The 19,224-nt window shown below is 60.7% G+C and carries 19 protein-coding genes; 3 read left to right on the top strand and 16 right to left on the bottom strand.

Annotated elements, in window-relative coordinates:
* The 7 genes from AB4N84_RS23285 to AB4N84_RS23255 form a co-directional block, all read right to left on the bottom strand.
* The gene (locus AB4N84_RS23285) at positions 1–768 is read right to left on the bottom strand and encodes an amino acid ABC transporter permease (RefSeq protein ID WP_460043366.1); all 768 of its coding nucleotides are present in this window, start codon (positions 766–768) and stop codon (positions 1–3) included.
* Between the two features lie 24 nt (positions 769–792).
* Positions 793–1,599 carry an ABC transporter substrate-binding protein gene (locus AB4N84_RS23280; RefSeq protein ID WP_460043365.1) on the bottom strand — a complete coding sequence of 269 codons (807 nt, stop codon included), beginning with the start codon at positions 1,597–1,599 and terminating at the stop codon, positions 793–795.
* Between the two features lie 117 nt (positions 1,600–1,716).
* Positions 1,717–2,391, bottom strand: a complete 675-nt coding sequence (locus tag AB4N84_RS23275) for a GntR family transcriptional regulator (RefSeq protein WP_460043364.1) — start codon at positions 2,389–2,391, stop codon at positions 1,717–1,719.
* 231 nt (positions 2,392–2,622) lie between these two features.
* A complete protein-coding gene (locus AB4N84_RS23270; protein ID WP_074749936.1) occupies positions 2,623–2,901 on the bottom strand; it encodes a helix-turn-helix domain-containing protein in 279 nt (92 codons plus the stop codon).
* Position 2,902: 1 nt separating this feature from the next.
* The gene (locus tag AB4N84_RS23265) at positions 2,903–3,211 is read right to left on the bottom strand and encodes an antibiotic biosynthesis monooxygenase (protein WP_460043362.1); all 309 of its coding nucleotides are present in this window, start codon (positions 3,209–3,211) and stop codon (positions 2,903–2,905) included.
* A 559-nt stretch (positions 3,212–3,770) separates the two neighbouring features.
* Positions 3,771–4,178 (bottom strand): SRPBCC family protein, encoded by a 408-nt coding sequence (locus tag AB4N84_RS23260; protein WP_074749932.1) that lies wholly within the window; start codon positions 4,176–4,178, stop codon positions 3,771–3,773.
* Positions 4,179–4,199: 21 nt separating this feature from the next.
* Positions 4,200–4,997, bottom strand: a complete 798-nt coding sequence (locus AB4N84_RS23255) for an SDR family NAD(P)-dependent oxidoreductase (protein WP_460043361.1) — start codon at positions 4,995–4,997, stop codon at positions 4,200–4,202.
* A 371-nt stretch (positions 4,998–5,368) separates the two neighbouring features.
* Between AB4N84_RS23255 and AB4N84_RS23250 the strand changes: the two genes are divergently transcribed.
* Complete coding sequence (locus AB4N84_RS23250) at positions 5,369–6,232, top strand: hypothetical protein (RefSeq protein ID WP_460043360.1); 864 nt, start codon at positions 5,369–5,371, stop codon at positions 6,230–6,232.
* Positions 6,233–6,382: 150 nt separating this feature from the next.
* Here AB4N84_RS23250 and ycaC read toward each other — a convergent pair whose 3' ends face one another.
* From ycaC to AB4N84_RS23215, 7 genes are all read right to left on the bottom strand, one after another.
* Positions 6,383–7,006 (bottom strand): isochorismate family cysteine hydrolase YcaC, encoded by a 624-nt coding sequence (gene ycaC, locus AB4N84_RS23245; RefSeq protein ID WP_460043359.1) that lies wholly within the window; start codon positions 7,004–7,006, stop codon positions 6,383–6,385.
* A 115-nt stretch (positions 7,007–7,121) separates the two neighbouring features.
* Complete coding sequence (locus tag AB4N84_RS23240) at positions 7,122–8,960, bottom strand: amidohydrolase (RefSeq protein ID WP_460047109.1); 1,839 nt, start codon at positions 8,958–8,960, stop codon at positions 7,122–7,124.
* A gap of 148 nt (positions 8,961–9,108) precedes the next feature.
* Positions 9,109–9,741 carry an antibiotic biosynthesis monooxygenase gene (locus tag AB4N84_RS23235; protein ID WP_074749924.1) on the bottom strand — a complete coding sequence of 211 codons (633 nt, stop codon included), beginning with the start codon at positions 9,739–9,741 and terminating at the stop codon, positions 9,109–9,111.
* Positions 9,734–10,150 carry a DoxX family protein gene (locus tag AB4N84_RS23230; RefSeq protein ID WP_074749922.1) on the bottom strand — a complete coding sequence of 139 codons (417 nt, stop codon included), beginning with the start codon at positions 10,148–10,150 and terminating at the stop codon, positions 9,734–9,736. Before AB4N84_RS23230 ends, AB4N84_RS23235 begins: the two co-directional genes overlap by 8 nt.
* Before the next feature lie 636 nt (positions 10,151–10,786).
* Entirely contained in the window at positions 10,787–11,449 is a 663-nt protein-coding gene (locus AB4N84_RS23225; RefSeq protein ID WP_460043358.1) for a hypothetical protein, read from the bottom strand.
* Between the two features lie 74 nt (positions 11,450–11,523).
* A complete protein-coding gene (locus AB4N84_RS23220; protein ID WP_460043357.1) occupies positions 11,524–12,798 on the bottom strand; it encodes a glucarate dehydratase family protein in 1,275 nt (424 codons plus the stop codon).
* Positions 12,799–12,852: 54 nt separating this feature from the next.
* Complete coding sequence (locus tag AB4N84_RS23215; RefSeq protein ID WP_460043356.1) at positions 12,853–14,241, bottom strand: MFS transporter; 1,389 nt, start codon at positions 14,239–14,241, stop codon at positions 12,853–12,855.
* A gap of 88 nt (positions 14,242–14,329) precedes the next feature.
* Here AB4N84_RS23215 and AB4N84_RS23210 point away from each other — a divergent pair, with 88 nt between their 5' ends.
* On the top strand, positions 14,330–15,229 hold the full coding sequence (locus AB4N84_RS23210; protein ID WP_460043355.1) for a LysR family transcriptional regulator: 900 nt from the start codon (positions 14,330–14,332) through the stop codon (positions 15,227–15,229).
* A gap of 36 nt (positions 15,230–15,265) precedes the next feature.
* On the opposite strand, the gene AB4N84_RS23205 is transcribed toward AB4N84_RS23210, so the two are convergent.
* Positions 15,266–16,555: an MFS transporter gene (locus AB4N84_RS23205; RefSeq protein WP_460043354.1), complete on the bottom strand. Its 1,290-nt coding sequence runs from the start codon at positions 16,553–16,555 to the stop codon at positions 15,266–15,268.
* A 394-nt stretch (positions 16,556–16,949) separates the two neighbouring features.
* On the opposite strand from AB4N84_RS23205, the gene uxuA reads away from it, so the two are divergent.
* Positions 16,950–18,002, top strand: coding sequence for a mannonate dehydratase (gene uxuA, locus AB4N84_RS23200; RefSeq protein ID WP_460043353.1), 1,053 nt, complete (start codon positions 16,950–16,952; stop codon positions 18,000–18,002).
* Positions 18,003–18,228: 226 nt separating this feature from the next.
* Here the strand turns inward: uxuA and AB4N84_RS23195 are convergent, their stop codons facing one another.
* The gene (locus tag AB4N84_RS23195; protein WP_074749909.1) at positions 18,229–18,936 is read right to left on the bottom strand and encodes a FadR/GntR family transcriptional regulator; all 708 of its coding nucleotides are present in this window, start codon (positions 18,934–18,936) and stop codon (positions 18,229–18,231) included.
* Positions 18,937–19,224: the final 288 nt, after the last annotated feature.

Genomic DNA, 19,224 nt, shown 5'->3' with positions numbered 1-19,224 from the left:
TCAACGCCCCCTCAACAGTTTCATCGCACTGCGGCCAAACATGCGTTTCGCCGCCGGGGGTTGACGATCGGACTGGCCGAAGCGGTGTTCCAGCCAGCGCTGGAAAAACCCCCACAGCGTAGTGAGCATCAGGAAATAGATCGCGACGACCAGGTACAACTCAAAGACCCGGAACGTTGCCGACGTCACCATTTGCGTGCTCAGCAGCAACTCCTGCACGCCGATCACACTGACCAGCGTGGTGTTTTTCAGCATCACGTTGAACTCGTTGCCCAGTGGCGGCACGATCACCCGGAACGCCTGTGGCAGCACGATACGGCGCATCAATTTGCCGAAGGTCATGCCCAGCGACCGGCCGGCCTCATACTGGCCCTTGTCCACCGCACCGATGCCCGCGCGAATGATTTCGGCCATGTAGGCGCCTTCATTCAGGCCTAGGGCGATGATCGCCGCCTGAATGTTGCCCGGCACGATGAACCAGCCCAGGTCGATGTCCTCGAAACGAAAGATGCCGCCCGCCGCCAGCGCGGTGTAGAGAAAGACGATCTGCACCAGCAACGGGGTGCCGCGCATCAGCCAGACGTAAAAGCGAACCGGCAGGTTCAGCAACGGATTCTTCGACAGGCGCATCAAGGCCGCGATCAGGCCCAGCGTGCAGCCGAGCAGCATCGCCAGCACGCTGATCAGGCAAGTCAGCCACAGCCCGGTGAGGTACACCCCGCTAGGCTGCAACAGGTACTGCCAGAACACTTCCCAATTGAAATTCATCGGTCTATTCCGTTCTGCGGGATTTCAATCGAGCTTGTCGCTTTCGACGTGCCATTTGGCGAGAAGCTGCGTGTAGCTGCCATCGCTGCGCATGTCGCTGATCACCTGCTGCACGGCGGCGGTCAGTTGCGGGTCGTCCTTGCGAATACCCAGCCCGGTCAGAATCCGGCTGAAAGCGGGAACGCCTTCCTGGAACAGGTCGGGCGCCATGTTGGCGTAGTAACCGGCGGTTTCCACCGTGGTGCCATACGCGTCGACCTGGCTGATGCGCAGCGCCTGGAAGGCATCGGTGTCGGTGTTGTACACGACCAGTTTGAGCGGCGGCTTGCCGGCCTTGGTCAGGGTTTCATTCTGGGCGTCCAGCAGGGTCTTGATGGTGGAGCCATTGAGCACCGCGACCTTGTGCCCCGACAGATCGTCCAGCGACTTGATGCCTTTCGGATTGCCTTTGGGCACCACCACCGACTGGCTGGAGTACATGTAGTTGACGATGTTGATCACTTCCCGGCGCTCGGGTTTGTCGAACAGCTGATCGACGATCATGTCGCACTGTTGCGCCAGCAACGCCGGTACCAGGCCGGAAAACGGAATAACCCGCCACTCGACTTTCTTGCCACCCAGACGCTTGGCGATTTCCACCCCGAGATCGATGGTCAGGCCCACCGGTTTCTGCGCAGCATCGAATGACACCAGCGGTGGCGAGTCCATACCGGAGCAATAGGTGACCTTGTCGACCTTCTGCAGACGGTCCGGCACGGTCGGGTTTGCGAACACCAGAGGTGCACACAGACTCAGGGAAACGAGGGCGGCGAGCGCGGCGGGTTTGTGCATGACGAAAGCTCCGATTTCGGTGAGAAAGTAAGGGCAGTTCTAAACGTCGATACAGGGTGACCGGGTGTCTCTGGCGGACTGGCTGCCCGCTTCTGGTGTTGAAAGAGAGTCAGGCGCTCATGCTGGTTTCTGCTGTTCGAGAAACGCAATCAGGCTGGGAATCGTGCCGTCGATGTGGTCGCGCAAGACGAGTTCCGCCTGATCGGCATCGCCCGCGCGCAGCGCCTCGAGAATGACCGCGTGTTCGTCGCGGGCGCTCAACGGCTTTTCCCCATGCTCCAGCCAGACCCGCATGTGCGGTTCGATGGCCGTATACAGCGCAGAAATCTGGCGCATCAGTCGCGCACGGCCGCTGATGCTGCAGAGGTATTCATGGAATGCACGGTGGCGCCCAACCCACTCCGAACTGTCGTCGCGGTAGTCGTCCATGTCGTCGAGCAGGCGTTCGAGGTGGGTCAGGTGGCGCTCTGTGATTTTTGGCACGGCGACCCGAATCGCCAGCCCTTCCAGAGCGCTGCGCATTTCGAACACTTCGCGCATTTCTTCAATGTTCAACCCGCTGACCACCGCGCCGCGATTAGGCCGCAAGGTGACGAGCCCATCGGCCGCCAAACGCCGAAACGCCTCGCGTACCGGCATGCGGCTCATGCCGATCTCCGTGGCGATGTCTTCGGCGATGAGCCGTTCGCCCATGCGGTACGTGCCCTTGCAGATGGCATCCAGCAAAAAGGCGTAGGCCTCTTCTTCAGCGGTGACAGGTGGGCGGTCGGCATATCCGGGTAGGAGTCGCATGGCATTACCTTTTGAATTTTTGTATCCAATCATCCACGGATACACAAAAGCAAAAGCAGTGCCAGCTCGATGAATCGTGCGGCAACTCGATGAACCTGTTACGAATTTTCAGCATTACGGTGCGCTAAGCCGTCACCGTGGACTGCTACCGATTGGATCAGGCGTGGGAATGAACGCACCACCATCAAGCACAGGTGTGCGTTTGGGAAACGCGGAAATGACAGCGAATCGTTACGGGTGACGGATCACTGATTCGATCTGCAGCATGGCCGGCAGCAATGCGTCGGCTATTGCCTGGGCCTTTGGCGTGGGCTGCATCTTGCGATTACGCCGCAGAAACAAGGGGTCGCCGAAACACTGGCGTAACCGCACAAGCGATCCACTGACCGCAGGCTGAGTCACACGAAGATGACGGGCCGCTTCACTGACGCTGCGTTCGCGAAAGACCACCAGAAAAGTCAGCAGCAGATTCAGGTCAATGCCTAGCAGAATGTCTTCATTCAGGGACATGTCAGGTCACCTCATTCGCATCGACGACGAAGCTGTTGAACTGGATATGACTGATGGCCCCGCTCCACAGCAATTCCATAAAGCCGGTCAGTTCAGGGTGAGAGAAATGCGCTTGCATCTGAGTCTCGGACTGCCAGTAACCGCTGACGATCCATGACGCGTCGTCATGTTTGCTGGCGGTAAAGGTGTAGGCGACACACGGGGTCGTGCTGTTCAAAACGTCAAGCATACGGGGCAAACGCGTACCGACCTCGTTTGAACGACCTTGGTTGGCGTGTATCTCTACGGTATTGATGGCCGAAACAAGCATCATCCTCTCCTGCGATAAACGATCGGGCAAGTCTGACGACCGGAGGCTTGCGGATAAACCACAGGTTTGGAGTTTCAGCGCTGCGGATTAAGTGACAATTAAGCAGAGCTGGCTGAACAGAGGACCCTTATGGCAGGCCGCAGACTTTACCTGTGGGAGTCAGCTTGCTGACGAATGCGGCGTGTCATTCAGCGGTGATGTCACTGACCCACCCCATTCGCCACTGTCGTAACCTCCAGCAGCTCCCACAGGGTGCGCGGCAGGCACGGGGTCTCGGGTTATCCGGGCTCCTGCTATTTTATGCGTAATACGGAGCATGGTTCCTACAAGGAGCGTGCGCGATGGTCGCCGAGAAACCTGACCTTGTGTCCATTTTTTTTTTGCGCCTGCCGCCTCGCCACCAACGACGCGTCATCTGTAGGAGCTGCCGGAGGTTACGACGGTGGCGAATGCGGTGTGCCATTCATCATGGATGCCGCTGATCCACCGCAGTCGTCGAAATGCCGCCCAGACCAAGCTCGCTCCCACAAGTCATATGGCGTTCAACCGGGATGCCCGATCAGAAGTTACCTTTCAAGGCTTCAAGACCGCCGTCGTAGACGCCCTGAAACAACGCTTCGGCCTCGGCGTCGGAAATCCCGTTCGGGGTAAAAATACCGGACCATTCGACCAAGGCCTCGTTGTCGCCCTTGGGACTGACTTTAAGCGTCGCCAGATAGCCCGTTACCGGGAACGGGCCTTCAGTGATCGAGTAGCTGTACGTGCGCGCCTGATTGTCGTAAGACTGAAGACGTTCGCTGATTTTCTCGCCGTCCTGGGTCGTGAGGTCGCGAACGCGGCCACCTTCGGCGGACTCGCTTTTGGCGATGAACGGCAGCCAGTCGGGCAGCGAAAGAAAACCGCCCACGAGTTCCCAGACCTTGTCCGCTGAAACCGGGATGTGAACGGATGCAGATGCTGTAGCCATGATGATTCTCCAGAAAATTGTTCAGATAGCCAGGCTGTCGACGACACCGCCATCGACACGCAAGGCAGCCCCGGTGGTCGCCGAGGACAGTGGCGATGCGAGGTACGCAACCAGATTGGCCACCTCGTCCACTTCCGCAGCGCGCTGGATGATAGACGAAGGCCGTGCACGACGGACAAAATGATCGGCTTCTTCACGGGCGCTGCGCCCGGATTCGGCGATAGCGTCCTTGAGCATTTCCTCGACACCGTCGGTGAACGTCGGCCCCGGCAGAATGGCGTTGACGGTCACGCCGGTCCCCGCCAGGCGCTTGGCCAGCCCGTGGGAAACCGCCAGATTCGCCGCTTTGGTGGTGCCATAGTTGATCATGTTGGCGGGGATCGCGACGCCGGACTCGGACGAGACAAAGATCACCCGGCCCCACTTGTTGGCCACCATGTCATTGACGTAGTGCCGCGACAGGCGAACCCCGGAAATCACGTTCACCTCGTAGAAGCGCGTCCACTCCTCGTCGGGTGTGTCGAAGAAATCCACTTCGTTGAAGATGCCCAGGTTGTTCACCAGAATGTCCGCGCGGGGTTCGGCCTCGAACAGACGTTGTGCACCGTCGGCGGTGCCCAGATCTGCCACCACACCGCGCAGCTGCGCATCCGGCACGTCTCGCTTGATCGCGGCAATGGCTTCGCCGACCTTCGCGGCCGCACGGCCGATGATCACAACGGTTGCACCGGACAGCGCCAGCGCCTTGCCGATACCCAGACCAATGCCCGCCGTTGAGCCGCTGACAATCGCAAGCTTTCCACTTAAATCAATTTTCATCGTACACCTCAGAAATGTGGGTTTGGCCGGGGCCGCTGGAGCGGCACACAGTGGCCGGTCACCTGCGCGATGACGTTAAACCGAAGCGTAAGACGATCAACAAAGACCGTCCAAGACGTGGGTTAGATGAGTTGAGTCTCCGAACGTCTTACCCATCGAGTCTGTGTCCATCCGAACACAAATAACCTCGTCTTTCCCTTCAGTCGCGTAGGACTCTGCCGATAACGTTGTCAGAACTGATACAAATACGGACGAATGCCGTCCAACAAAACAAACAATAGAGACGTCCCGGCCCGACAGAGCGCCGGGTTCAAGCCTTTAGCTTGACTCAGGCGCGTGCCCACGTTGCCGCCGCTGCCAAGGAAGCCGAGATGATCGTCAATACTGCTTCAAGCGCTGCACTTGCAGCCTACTCCAGCGCTGCCACCCGCAAAGCCTCGACTGACACCAGCACGGTGCGCACCGACAGCGACCCGGTCGACAGCAACAGCCAGACGGGCAGCACCGACTCGGTGAGCCTGTCAAAAACGTCCACAAACTATAGCCAGTCAATCGCCAACTACTCAGCCTTCTTCCCGGTACGTTCAGGCATGGCCGCCGATGCGCTGGTGCTGGGTGTGTCTCAGCCTGGCGCGACGTCCAGCTCCAGGGACAAGGCGTTCGCCGACGTCGCGACCGACGCCCGCAAGCGCATGGATGACAAGTACGCGCTGATGAAAGCCAGCGGCAAAGCCTACGACGGCAGTGACACGGACCGAAACTCGCTGATGGGTGATCTGGACCGGCGTTCGCTGTACGCCGTGGCCACCAACCAGGGCGGTCAGTTCAGTGCCGAAGAGCAAACCGCAGCCAAGGGCTTGATGCGCCAGCAAGAGCGTCTGGCCACCGGTTATTACAGTGGGCCGGCGGATCAGGAAAAGAACTTCACCGACCCCTACGCCAACGACCCGGTGGGTCGTGCAAAGGCGGCGCTGGCCTTCCTCGACAACATGGGGCCGGAAGAAAAAGCCGATCCGCAGTGGCTGATCCAGCACCAGACCCTGAGCGATGCGCTGGCACAGACCGGCACCGACGACTCAACCACGAAGAAAGACCCAGGCCATTTCCATAATCTGTCGGAGATTCTGGCAGGCATCGACACCGACGGCTCAGACAGCAAAAAGCCCGGCAGCGATGAGAACTCCGCCAGCTATGTGTTCGAGCAGGTTCAGGCCGCGTTGCGGGCGACGCAGTAATTCAAAAGCGCTGCCATCGACAACCAACACATCAACCTGCGGGAGCGCATTCATTCGCGATGGGGTGACCTAGCCGATAGACGCCTATCGGCTGTACCGCCCTCTCGCGACTGAATCCGCCCCCACAGGCGGGTTGCGGGTGACGGATCCTTACTTGGCCGTAAACGCCGTATAGCTGTTCATCAGGTTACGGTAGTTCGGGATGCGCTGGGACAACAGGTTGGCCAGGCCTTCCATGTCGTTGCGCCAGTCGCGTTGCAGCTCGCACGCCACCGAGAACCAGTTCATCAACTGCGCACCGGCAGCCGTCATGCGCGCCCAGGCGGCTTTCTGTACCACGTCGTTGAAGGTGCCCGACGCATCGGTGACCACGAACACATCAAAACCCTCTTCCAGCGCGCACAGCGTCGGGAACGCCACGCACACATCAGTCACCACGCCCGCAATGATCAGTTGCTTGCGTCCGGTGGCCTTGATCGCCTTGACGAAGTCTTCGTTGTCCCAGGCGTTGATCTGACCTGGACGGGCAATGTAAGGCGCATCCGGGAACATTTCTTTCAGCTCAGGCACCAGCGGGCCGTTCGGGCCGGATTCGAAGCTGGTGGTCAGGATGGTTGGCAGTTTGAAGAACTTGGCGCAATCGGCCAGAGCCAGCACGTTGTTCTTGAATTCGTTCGGCGAGAAGTCCTGCACCAGCGAGATCAGGCCCGTCTGGTGATCGACCAGCAGCACGACGGCATCGTTGATATCCAGACGCTTGTAGGGAACGGTCATGGTTGACTCCAGTTATGTAGGTGACAGGTGTGTGCGAGTGCCAGCGGACTGCGCCGGCGGATAGCCTCGCCGGTGAGTCCCGGCGAGGTGTTTCATGCTCTTTCAGGCCGTGTCGTCAGAACGCGAAGCACGAGCAGCCAAACGCGCCCCAGAACCCCTGGAAGTCGCTGACCGGCACTTTCGATTGACGGGCCTTGTCATGGCTGTGGGCATGCACGGTGCACGGGCCGCTGCACTGGTGAACGGCCGCCGCCATCGGCGCACCCGGACGCCAGTGCCCAGGCACCTTCGCCACCGGCGACCAGTCCGGCAGCACCGGCACGCTTGGCGGGGACAACTGATCAAACTCCTGGGTGCCGTAGACCACCTTGCCGTCGACGACCGTCAGCACCGACTCGATCCACTTGATCGACTCTTCCGGTACGCTGAAGAAATCCTGCGACAGGGCGACGACGTCCGCCAGTTGACCCACTTTGATCTGACCCTTCTTGCCCTGCTCGGACGAGAACCAGGCGCTGCCACGGGTGTACAGCTCGAGCGCGGTGTCCCGCGAAAGCCCTTCGGGGTACAGCTCCAGACCGCCCACGGTACGACCGCTGACCATCCAGTACAGCGAGGTCCATGGGTTGTAGCTGGACACGCGCGTCGCGTCAGTGCCCGCACCGACCGGCACGCCTTCGGCCAGCATCCGCTTGATCGGCGGCGTGTGCTCGCCGGCTTTGGCGCCGTAACGCTCGACGAAGTATTCGCCCTGGAACGCCATGCGGTCCTGAATCGCAATACCGCCGCCCAGCGCTTTCACGCGTTCGATGTTTTTCGGGGTGATGGTTTCGCAGTGATCGAAGAACCAGGGAATGCCGTTGAACGGGATCTCGCGGTTGACCTTCTCGAACACGTCGAGCATGCGCGAGATCGACTCGTCATACGTGGCGTGCAGACGGAACGGCCAGCGGTGCTCGACCAGATGACGCACCACCGGTTCCAGGTCCTGCTCCATGCCGGCCGGCAGGTCCGGACGAGGTTCGAGGAAGTCTTCAAAGTCCGCCGCCGAGAACGTCAACATCTCGCCCGCGCCGTTGTGACGCAGGAAGTCATCGCCCTGATGCAATGTGACCGAGCGGGTCCAGTTCTTGAAGTCGTTGAGCTCTTCTTTCGGCTTCTGGGTAAACAGGTTGTAGGCGATGCGCACGGTCAACTGCTTGGCTTCAGCCAGTTGCGTGATGACGGCGTAGTCATCCGGGTAGTTCTGGAAACCACCGCCGGCGTCGATCGCACTGGTCACGCCCAGGCGGTTCAACTCGCGCATGAACTGGCGGGTCGAGTTGACCTGGTATTCAAGCGGCAGTTTTGGCCCTTTCGCCAGCGTCGAGTACAGAATCATCGCGTTCGGTTTGGCCACCAGCATGCCGGTCGGGTCACCGTTGCTGTCGCGCACGATCTCACCGCCCGGCGGGTTTGGCGTGTCACGGGTATACCCGGCGACGCGCAGCGCAGCACGGTTGAGCAACGCGCGGTCATACAGGTGCAGGACGAACACCGGGGTATCGGGCGCTGCCTGGTTGAGCTCTTCCAGGGTGGGCATGCGCTTTTCGGCGAACTGGAATTCGTTCCAGCCACCCACCACCCTCACCCACTGCGGGGTCGGTGTGCGGTCGGCTTGCGCCTTGAGCATGCGCAAGGCGTCGGCCAGCGACGGCACGCCTTCCCAGCGCAATTCGAGGTTGTAGTTCAGGCCGCCACGAATCAGATGCAAGTGCGAGTCGTTAAGGCCCGGGATCACCGTGCGCTTGTGCATGTCGATGACCTGGGTCGCACTGCCGCGCAACGACATGATTTCAGCGTCGGTGCCGACCGCGACGAACTTGCCGTCGCCGATCGCGACCGCGCTGGCCTTGGGTTTTTCCTGATCAACGGTGTGAAAGTTGCCGTTGTAAAGAATCAGATCGACGTTCATGGGGCCTCCGGCGGCTGAAGAGTGAGAAGCACCGACGGCGAAGCCGGTGACAGGCATTGAAGAGAAAATGGCGGCCGCAGCGCTGAGCAATGAGCCTTTGGCGACGAAGCTGCGACGCTCGCTGCTGGCCGGGGCTTCATCGCCCGGATCATCCTTCATGATCAGCTCCGGGCATGGGTTCAGGCTTGGCGTTGAGCCATGGCGCAAACAACCGGGTCGCCTGAGGCATCAGCAGGTAGACCACCAGCAGCACGATGGTGATGGTCACCAGTGCCGTGCTGATGACGTAATTGCCCAACGGTGGAAAGGCACGGAACACCGGGCCCCATAGGAGCGGGATCAACAGGGTCAGCGGGCAGATCACGAAAAAGGTGACGACCGCCTGCTTCCATCGTGGCGGCGGTGAACTGTCGCTGGCCGGCACAAACCAGAATTCGTTGTGTCGGTTGACCTCGGTGAAATCGCCGTCAGCGAGCATCGGCGCCGCTTCAGCGACCAGTTCCCGGCGTTGCGCCGAGTCCAGCCAGCTTTGCATGACCTCGGTTGAGCAGAACCGCAGCACGCAGGTGAACATGTGCAGACCGTCGGTCTTGCCACGAATCACGTCCACGCCCAGATGTCCCGGATAAGTGGCCGCAATCGCCACGGTGCGCCGCAGCCAGGCTTCGTATTGCGCCTCCATGCCCGCCTTGACACGGTGCTTGATCACCAGCGTGACGATCTCGTCGGGCGACAGTTTCGAGGTCGGCGTGACCTCGGCAGACAAGGCGGAATCAGGCATAGCGAAGCGCTCCGGGCAAACGAATATTGAGCGCCAGACGGCCAGGACCGGCGATCAGCACACTGGTAAAAATGATGATCAGCAACCAGCCGAACTGACCTTGATCAACGCTCCAGTCGCTGTGCACCACGACCAGTGCCACCAGCAGCAGGAAGAGAATAGGCAGGCAAGCGATTCGCGCCAGTACGCCCGTCAGAATCAGCAGCGGGCACAGCACCTCGGCGAAGATCGCCATGCTCAGGGTCAGGGGTGCGCCCAAATGGAAAGGGTCTTCGATCAGGGATAACTGCGCCTTGAAGTTCAGCAGCTTGGGCAGCCCGTGCACGAACAGCAGGAACAACGCGCCACTGGCCCGCAGAAACAAAAGCCCCAGGTCCTGCGCACGGTCGTCGACAGTTGAATAGCTCATCGCACACCCACGAATTCAGCGATACCCGTCTAGCCGAATCAACGTGGACGGGAGGTGAAGCCATAGTGTCGTGGTGGGATATTCGGGTCTTGAACAGACGTGCTGTGAATGGACGGTTTGTGCGTGGGGAAAAGTTACCGCTTGTTTCCGGACCATCCCGAATGACGCAGAGCGTCATTGAATGTGTCAACACGCGGAGCGCGGGAACAATCATCAGCGCAAAGCGCGCTGTGGCTTTTGATCTTCATACCGCAGCAGGCCAGACACCACAAAACGCGACTTGGGTGCAGGCCAAACGCAGACGGCGCGCAGTGGGTCGAGCGGCATGGATGCCGCGAGAGCGCCGTCAGGACATGGATGTCCGTTCGGCGCGGGCCCACGGAGCGTCGTCGGAGTGCGGGTACCCGACGAAGTCGGGCCTAACCGGGCGCCAGGACCCTTGGTGACTTGGGGATGGTCCGGCATTCCGGTTTTCAGGTAACCCGCCGAAGGCGGAACAGTTTGGCCGTTAGGACAAACCAAACCATCAGCGTCACCTCAAATAACGGAAATTCACACCCTACATGTGAGCTTGGTCTGGGCCTGGAGGTGGACCACCGTCAGTGGCCACTACTGATTTCAACGATACTCCCGACTTCAGTTGGCTTCCTGAATCTGCCCCTTGCGCTCCATGATCATCCGCTCGCCGCTCTGCTGACGCTGCTGTTGCAGGGAGTCGGAGGTGCCGCCTGAAGAAGATGAGCCTGAGGTCGCGCCGGGCCGCAATGCAGGGTTGGTCGTGCCGACACCGTTGTTGTTCACGCCGCTGTTGTTCATGCCGTTCTCGTTGCTGGTGTTCTTAACACCGTTGGTGCCCGTCGCAGTGGTGTTATTGCTGTTGCTGCCATTGGTGTGGGTGGCATCGGTCCCGTTGGCGTTCGTGCCATTGGTGCCCGTCGCGTTGGTGTTGCCGCTGTTACTGCCGTTGGTGTGGGTGGCGTCGGTGCCGTTGGCATTAGTGCCGTTCGTCCCCGTCGCATTCGTGTTGCCGCTGTTCGTACCGTTGGTTCCGGTGGCGTTGGTGTTACTGCTGTTGGTGCCGTTAGTCCCGGTGGCGTTGGTGTTACTGCTGTTGGAACCGTTTGTGCCGGTCGCGCCGGTACCCGAGGCGCCGCCGCCCGCTGCACCACCGCCACCAATGCCCGAAGCGGCGAGCATCAACGGCAACGAAGCCGGCGGCTGCGCCATGGCACCACTCGACACGGCGGTTGTGGCTGCAAACAACAAACACATCAAGGTCTTGTGCGAGCTGATCATCATTGTCTCTCCGAAATTCCCGCAAGGGTCTCTTCGTTCGAGGACAGACGATCATCAGCGTTCGCTTTTTTTACGCCTCAATACCTCGGCTTGAGCGCTTTCCAGTCCGGCTTGTACTTCTGCATCTGCTTCACGTCGTCCCGTGAACGGATGCCGCAGGTCAGGTACTGGTCGTTGAGTTTGCCCAACTGGTCATAGTCCAGCTCAAGCCCCAGGCCTGGCTCGCGGGTGATTTTCACGCATCCGTCGACGATCGGCAGCTTGCCGCCCTTGATCACTTCTTCGTCCGGCTCCTGCCATGGGTAGTGGGTGTCGCAGGCGAAATCCAGATTCGGCACCGCCGCGGCCACATGCGTCATCGCCATCAGGCTGATGCCCAGGTGCGAGTTGGAGTGCATCGACACCCCCAGGCCGAACGTCTCGCACATCTTCGCCAGCGCCTGGGTGTCGCGCAGGCCGCCCCAATAGTGGTGATCGGCGAGGACGATCTGCACGCTGTTCTGCGCCACGCTGCGACGGAACTCGTCAAAATCGGTGACCACCATGTTCGTCGCCAGCGGCAAGCCCGTGCGTTTGTGCAACTCGGCCATGCCGTCCAGGCCCGGCGTCGGGTCTTCGTAGTACTGCAAATCGTCGCCCAGCCGTTCGGCCATGCGCAGGGACGTTTCCAGCGACCAGTTGCCGTTCGGGTCGATGCGCAACGGGTAACCGGGGAAAGCTTCCTTCAGGGCCTTGATGCACGACACTTCATGTTCCGGATCGAGGGCGCCGGCCTTGAGTTTGATGCTCTTGAAGCCGTAGGCCTCGATCATCCGCCGCGCCTGGGCGACGATCTGCTCCTCGCTCAGTGCCTCACCCCAACTGTCCGGCGCATAAGGCGCGTCGGCGTGCTGCGCGTATTTGAAAAACAGGTACGCGCTGAACGGCACCTGATCGCGCACAGCACCGCCGAGCAGGTCCACCAGCGGCAGGTTCATCGAACGCGCCTGCAGGTCGAGGAAGGCGACTTCGAACGCCGAATAGGCGTTGCTCACGGCTTTGCTCGCATGCGAGCCCGGTGCCAGTTCGGCGCGAGCAATGCTCGCCGGTTTGTGGGCCGCGACCGTGGCTTTGACCACGGCTTTGAGCTGCGCAAGGTTGAACGGGTCCATGCCGATCAACTGGCTCTGCACCTGTTGCTGGATCGCCAGCGCCGGGGCGTCGCCGTAGCTTTCGCCCAGACCGATATACCCGTTGTCGCTCTCGATTTCGATGATCGAGCGCAGCGCGAAGGGTTCGTGGATTCCGCTGGCGTTGAGCAACGGCGGGTCACGGAACGCAATCGGAGTGACAGTAACGCGTGTGATTTTCAAAAGATGTCTCCCGGTCAATCTGGGTTTGAGGCTCGGCTCGAAACGGGTCTGGGGTCACTTGGCAGCGCGCAGCGCCACCGGCTTCTCAATCGAGGGGGCGAGCGCGACGTCTCGCGGCTTTCCCGGTTGTTCACCGTTGGGCGTGGTGCGGGCAAAGAAGATCACCACCGCAGCCACCAACGAGGTGATCGCCAGGCCGTAAAGGCCGCCCTGAATCGAGCCGGTGGTTTGTTCGAGGAAACCAAAAGCGGTCGGCGCGACGAATCCGCCAAGGTTGCCGATGGAGTTGATCAGCGCAATCACCGCCGCGGCGATGCGAGCGTCCAGATAGCCTTGAGGAATCGGCCAGAACAGGGCCGAAGCCGCCTTGAAACCAATCGCCGCGAAGCAGATGGCGACGAAGGCAAAGACCGGCCCGCCGATGGTCGACATGAACATCCCGCAGGCGGCAATCACCAGCGTCACGGCGACCCACGCCTGTTGGTGCTTGAAGCGCGCGGCCAGTGCAGCAAAGCCATACATCGCGACAATGGAAATGATCCACGGAATCGAGTTGAACAGGCCGACCTCGAAGTCACTCATGCTGCCCATCTTCCTGATCATGCTCGGGAGCCAGAATGTCGCGCCGTAAATCGTCAGCGCCACCGAGAAGTAGATGAAGCAGAACAGCAGGATCTGCCGGTCCGCCAGCAACTTGAAGATCGACGGCTTGATCACCTGTGCCGCTTCACGGGCACGCTGCTCTTCTTCGATCGCACGGATGAGTGCGCCCTTCTCTTCCTCGCTCAGCCACTTGGCTTCGCGGGGATGGGACTGCAACCAGAACCAGACAAAACCGCACAAGGCAATGGAGGCAAAGCCCTCGATGATGAACATCCACTGCCAGCCGTGCAGGCTCAGACCGCTGATGCCCAACAACGCACCGGACACAGGACCGGAAATCACCGATGCAATGGCCGAGCCGCTGAGGAAGATCGCCATTGCCTTGCCACGCTCGGTCGAGGGCAGCCATTGGGTGAAGTAATAAATGATGCCGGGGAAGAAGCCCGCTTCCGCCGCACCGAGGATGAAGCGCAGGACATAAAAGCTGGTTTCACCGCGCACGAACGCCATGGCCATCGCCGCTGCGCCCCAGGTGAACATGATGCGGGTCAGCCAGGCGCGGGCGCCGAATCGTTGCAGCAGCAGGTTGGACGGGACTTCGAAGAGCGCATAGCCCACGAAGAACAGGCCGGCCCCCAAGCCGTACGCCGCTGCGCCGATGCCAAGGTCGGTTTCCATGTGGCTGCGCACGAAGCCGATGTTCACCCGGTCGATGTAGTTGACGATGAACATGATGACGAACAGCGGCAGCACGTGCCGCTTGACCTTGGCAGCAGCGCGGGCAAGTACGGTCGGGTCCGTCGTGGGATTGAGGGTATTCAAAGGGCAACTCCCGTTCATTGTTTTTTTGGGGATGAGCCGATGATGGACGCCGGTATTGTTCCCGTCTAATCTAGATTGACTGTTGATTGATACCTGGAATATATCAATGTTCGAACTCGCTCAACTGCGCTGCTTCACCACGGTTGCCACGGAACTCAACTTCCGCCGGGCCGCCGAACGGCTGAACATGACCCAACCGCCGTTGAGCCGACAGATTCAGTTACTGGAGCATCATCTGGGGGTTGAGCTGTTCACGCGCAGTACCCGCAGCGTGGCCCTTACGGCTGCCGGCCGCGCCTTTTTCATCGAAGCCCAGACGCTGCTGGAGCACGCGCAACAGGCCGCACTCGCCGCCAAACGGATCGCCGAAGGGGATATCGGGTCGGTGACCATCAGTTTTGTCGGCAGCGCGGTGTATGAGTTTCTGCCGAAAGTCATCGCCGAGGCCCGCCTCAATCAGCCCCACGTGAAAATCTCCCTGACCGAAATGAACACCTATTCCCAGCACGAAGCCTTGAGGGCCCGGCGTATTGACCTGGGTATCGTCCGCGCGCCACTGCTGCAGGCGGGGTACGAAACCGAATGCCTGGTGCGTGAACCGTTCGTGCTCGCCGTGCCCGGCAGCCATCCGCTGGCCAGCGCGGCTGCGGTCAGCGTGCAGGATCTGGATGCGCAACCCTTTCTGATGTATTCGCACTCCGCCTACCCGCCGTTCAACGAACTGCTCACCGGCACGCTGCGTTCCGCGCAAGTGGCGCCGGAGTACGTGCAATGGCTGGGCTCTTCACTGACGATTCTGGCGCTGGTGAACGCGGGGATGGGCTTGGCGTTAGTGCCGCGCTGCGCCACCAATGTGGTGTTCAAGAACGTGGTGTTCCGCGACATTGACTTGGGCGAAGGCGTGCAAAGCGAGCTGCACCTGGTCTGGCGTTCGGACAACGATAACCCGGCGTGCATGATGTTGCTGGAGGCGATTCGTGCGGCGGTGAAGGCAGAAACGGCGTAGCGGGTGCGGCCCGGTCAGGCCGCGCCCCTACTCACGTCAGGTGCGATGGGCGACCGTTGCGGCGTCCGTCGCCTCGGGTTGGTCCGGCGTGACCGACAGCGGCTCGATCTTGCCGACGATGAACAGGTAGCTGAACGCTCCCAGCAACGCGAATGCGCCTGCGGTCATCAACGGCGCCGTAAACGAGCCGTTGCCCATCACCAGCATGAAGCCGGTAAACGTGGTGATGAAGATCCCCGCCGTGTTCGACGCGAAATTCTGGATGCCGCCGATGGAAGCGACGTGAGCCGGCGTCGGCGCCACGTCGGCGGGCAGGCACCAGATGCTCGCACCGGCAAACGCCAGACTCGCATATGCCAGGCTGAAGAACGCGAGCATGGCGTAGGTGTTGGCGGTGAATACCGACAACGAGATGCTTGACGACATCAGCATGCCGCCGACGATGCAGGTCTTGCGGGCTGCGGTCAGGCTCCAGCCACGACGGTACAACGCATCTGAGGTCAGGCCGCCGACCCAGCCACCGACAATGGATGCAATGGCCGGAATGGTCCCCAGCGTGCCGAGGGACTTCAGCGAGAAGCCGCGTTCGGTGACCAGATAGGTCGGGAACCAGGTGATGAAGAAGTAGATGACGAAGTTCAGGCAGAAGAAGCCGAGCATCATGCCCCACAGCGTGCGGTGGCGGAACAGCGATGCCCACTTGACCCTGGGGCGGGCGGCGACTGCCGCGACCTTGCCGGCCTCGTGCTGTTCAATGGCGGCAACGGCCTGCGGCTCTTTGTAGATCAGCCACCAGCCGATCACCCAGACCACGCCCACGGCACCGGTGATGACGAACGACGCGCGCCAGCCCCAGAGTTCGATGATCAGCGCCACGACCGGAATCGACAGCGCCGAGCCGACCCGCGAGCCGCTGTCGAAAATGCTGGTGGCAAACCCGCGCTCTTTCACATCGAACCATTGACTGACGATCTTGGCGCAGGACGGATACGCCCCCGCCTCCCCCACGCCCAGCATCAGCCGACAGCCGAACATCGTAGCCAGACTGCTGGCCGCGGCCGTTGCTGCCGTGAACAGCGACCACCAGGCCACCGCCAATGGCAGCGCGATCCTTGCGCCGACCTTATCGACGAACCAGCCAAAGGGCATTTGCATCAGTGCGTAGGTCCAGAAGAAACCGCTGAGCAACAGGCCCATTTGCCCAGAGCCCAAGCCGAGTTCTTTCTGGATATAGGGCGCCGCAACCGCGAGGTTCGCCCTGTCGATGTAGTTGATGGCGACGGCAAGGAAACAGAGAAAAATGACCAACCAACGACCTTTCTGCATAGCGAGTCCTCCTGATTATTTTTATGAGTAAGACTTCGTGCGCGCTTCGGACAGGGCTTTGAACCTGGATTCACGCATGACTTTTCAACGCGTTCACACGGCGTTAAAAATCGCGAATTGGCCTGACCAAATATCCGAATGCAGCCGATACTAGACCCGAAAAGGACGGTATGGAATCACGTGAGCGGCTTTTTTTCACATTTTTTTGCCAGTCGGTAGCGATTTGCATAATTTGGCCTGACCAATCTATGCTCCCCTCAACCGTCTTCCAAGAGGCTCTGCAAGGGCGACAGACTCGGACAGCAACTGTAGGCGCGCTTGCCCGCGATTGCGATTGACCTGCGACCTATTCGTTAACTGGCACAACGTAACCCATAACAAAAAGGACCCCGCGATGAAGATGACTTTCCGTTGGTACGGGGAAAGCGACCCCGTGACCCTGCAGTACATCCGCCAGATCCCCGGCATGACCGGCGTCGTGTCAGCCATCTACGACATCCCCGTCGGCGAGGTCTGGCCGCTGGAAAAAATCGCCGAGCTCAAAGCCACCGTGAATGCCCATGGGCTGGACCTCGACGTCATCGAAAGCGTGCCGGTGCATGAAGACATTAAACGCGGCCTGCCCAGCCGCGATCACCTGATCGACAACTACGGCCAGACCCTGCGCAACCTCGCGGCGTGCGGGATCAAGGTGGTCTGTTACAACTTCATGCCGGTGTTCGACTGGACACGCTCGACGCTGGCCATGGAACTGCCCGATGGCTCCACCACACTGGCCTTCGACGTCGCGGTCATTGAACAGGCGAACCTCGACAACGGCATCAGCCTGCCGGGCTGGGACGTCAGCTATGAACCTGAAACCCTGAAAGCGTTGATCACCGAATACGCTCAGGTCGACGAAGCCACCCTGCGCGAGCGTCTGGCGTATTTCCTGGAACGCATCATCCCGGTGGCCCGCGACGCCGGAATCAAGATGGCCTTGCACCCCGACGACCCACCCCGCTCCATGTTCGGCATGCCACGGGTGGTGAAAAACCGCGAAGACCTCGCGCAGGTCATGGCGATGGTCGACGACCCGGCGAACGGCCTGACGCTGTGCTCGGGCTCATTGGGCGCCGACCTGGGCAATGACATACCGTCGCTGGTCCGGGAATTTGGCAGCCAGGGCCGCATCCACTTCGCGCACCTGCGCAACGTCAAGGTCAACGAAGCCGGTGACTTCCACGAAACCGCCCACCGCTCCGAAGACGGCTCCCTGGACATGGCCGAAATCGTCAAGGCCTACGTGGAAACCGGCTTCGAGGGCTACTACCGCCCCGACCACGGTCGCATGATCTGGGGCGAAACCGGCAAACCGGGCTACGGCCTGTACGACCGGGCGTTGGGCGCGGTGTATTTGAACGGCTTGTGGGAAGGGATTCGCAAGGGGATGCCAACAGCGCACTGAGCGATGCGTGGATGGGCGGTCAGCTCTAACCGAGGAAATCAATCGGGTTATGTACCTGAATCAGACCTGAGGCCAGCATGCAGAATCAACAGCAGCGATGAGCAACTGTGTGCGGATTCATTCGCGACTGGCCAGTGCATCAAACACACCGCTGTTGTCTGAGCCTGTTTCGCGAATGAATTCGCTCCCACAGCGTACGGGCCCAGGGCAGTCATCCCGTGTTGGCTCAACCCTGTTCGGTGTTCATCCCGTCCAGCCAGCGCGCTTCGGACCGGCGCAGGTGCTCGCGCATGGCGGTCTGGGCGCCGATCAGGTCGCGGGCTTGCACCGCTTGCAGGATGGCTTCGTGTTCAGCGACGGCAATCGCCCAGGTCTCGCGGGTTTCAGAGTGTTCGCTGACGTGAGCCGTGAGCGGGCTGTAACGCTCTTCGAACAACGAGGTGATGATGCGCACCAGCGTCGAGTTGCCGCTCATCTTCGCCAGGCGCTGGTGAAACTTGCGGTCATCGTCCAGCGCGGGCACGCCCTTGATCGCGCCTTCGCGCATCTTGTCGATGCAGGTCTGCAAATAGCGATAGTCCGCCTTGGTGCCGTGCAGGCAGGCCAGCATGACGCTCTCGCCCTCGATCAACGCACGCGCCTGCATCAATTCGGACGGGCTCTCACCCAGCGTCCGCGTCTTGCCCTTGACGCCCAGCAGGTGCTCACAAACGTAAATCCCCGAGCCCATGCGAATCTCGACACTGCCTTCAATCTCCAGCGCGATCAACGCTTCACGCAGCGAAGGCCGTGAGACCCCCAGCAACTGCGCCAGATCCCGTTCAGGGGGCAAACGGGAACCGGCCTTGATGCCATTCTTGCGAATATGCTCACGCAGGCGGTCAGCGGTAATCTGGTAAAGGCGTCGTTCGGCGGGAAGGCTTGGCGCGGTCATCTATCACGTTCCATCAGTCTGCGCCGGAGCATATCACAGGCCTTCCAACGAACCGTGCACGCGCCTAGCGATCCCGTTTCGATTTTTGCTCCGCCCAACCGGCCCCTCCCCGCAGCCCTCGCCCCCCGATCATCCCCACGCTGCGCGTTGAGATGCATTACCTGACGCTCTGCGTCAATCGAAGCGGGACGCAAAGCGTCCGAGGCGGCATTACCACGCGGAGCGTGGGAACGATCATTTTTCGCTTCGCCGGCCGTCGTTCCCCCTTGCCCTTGCCCTTGCCCTTGC

Source organism: Pseudomonas sp. S2_H01 (assembly GCF_054668305.1).
Note: the sequence above shows the minus strand (reverse complement) of the source record. Positions and strands in the feature narration are given on the sequence as shown.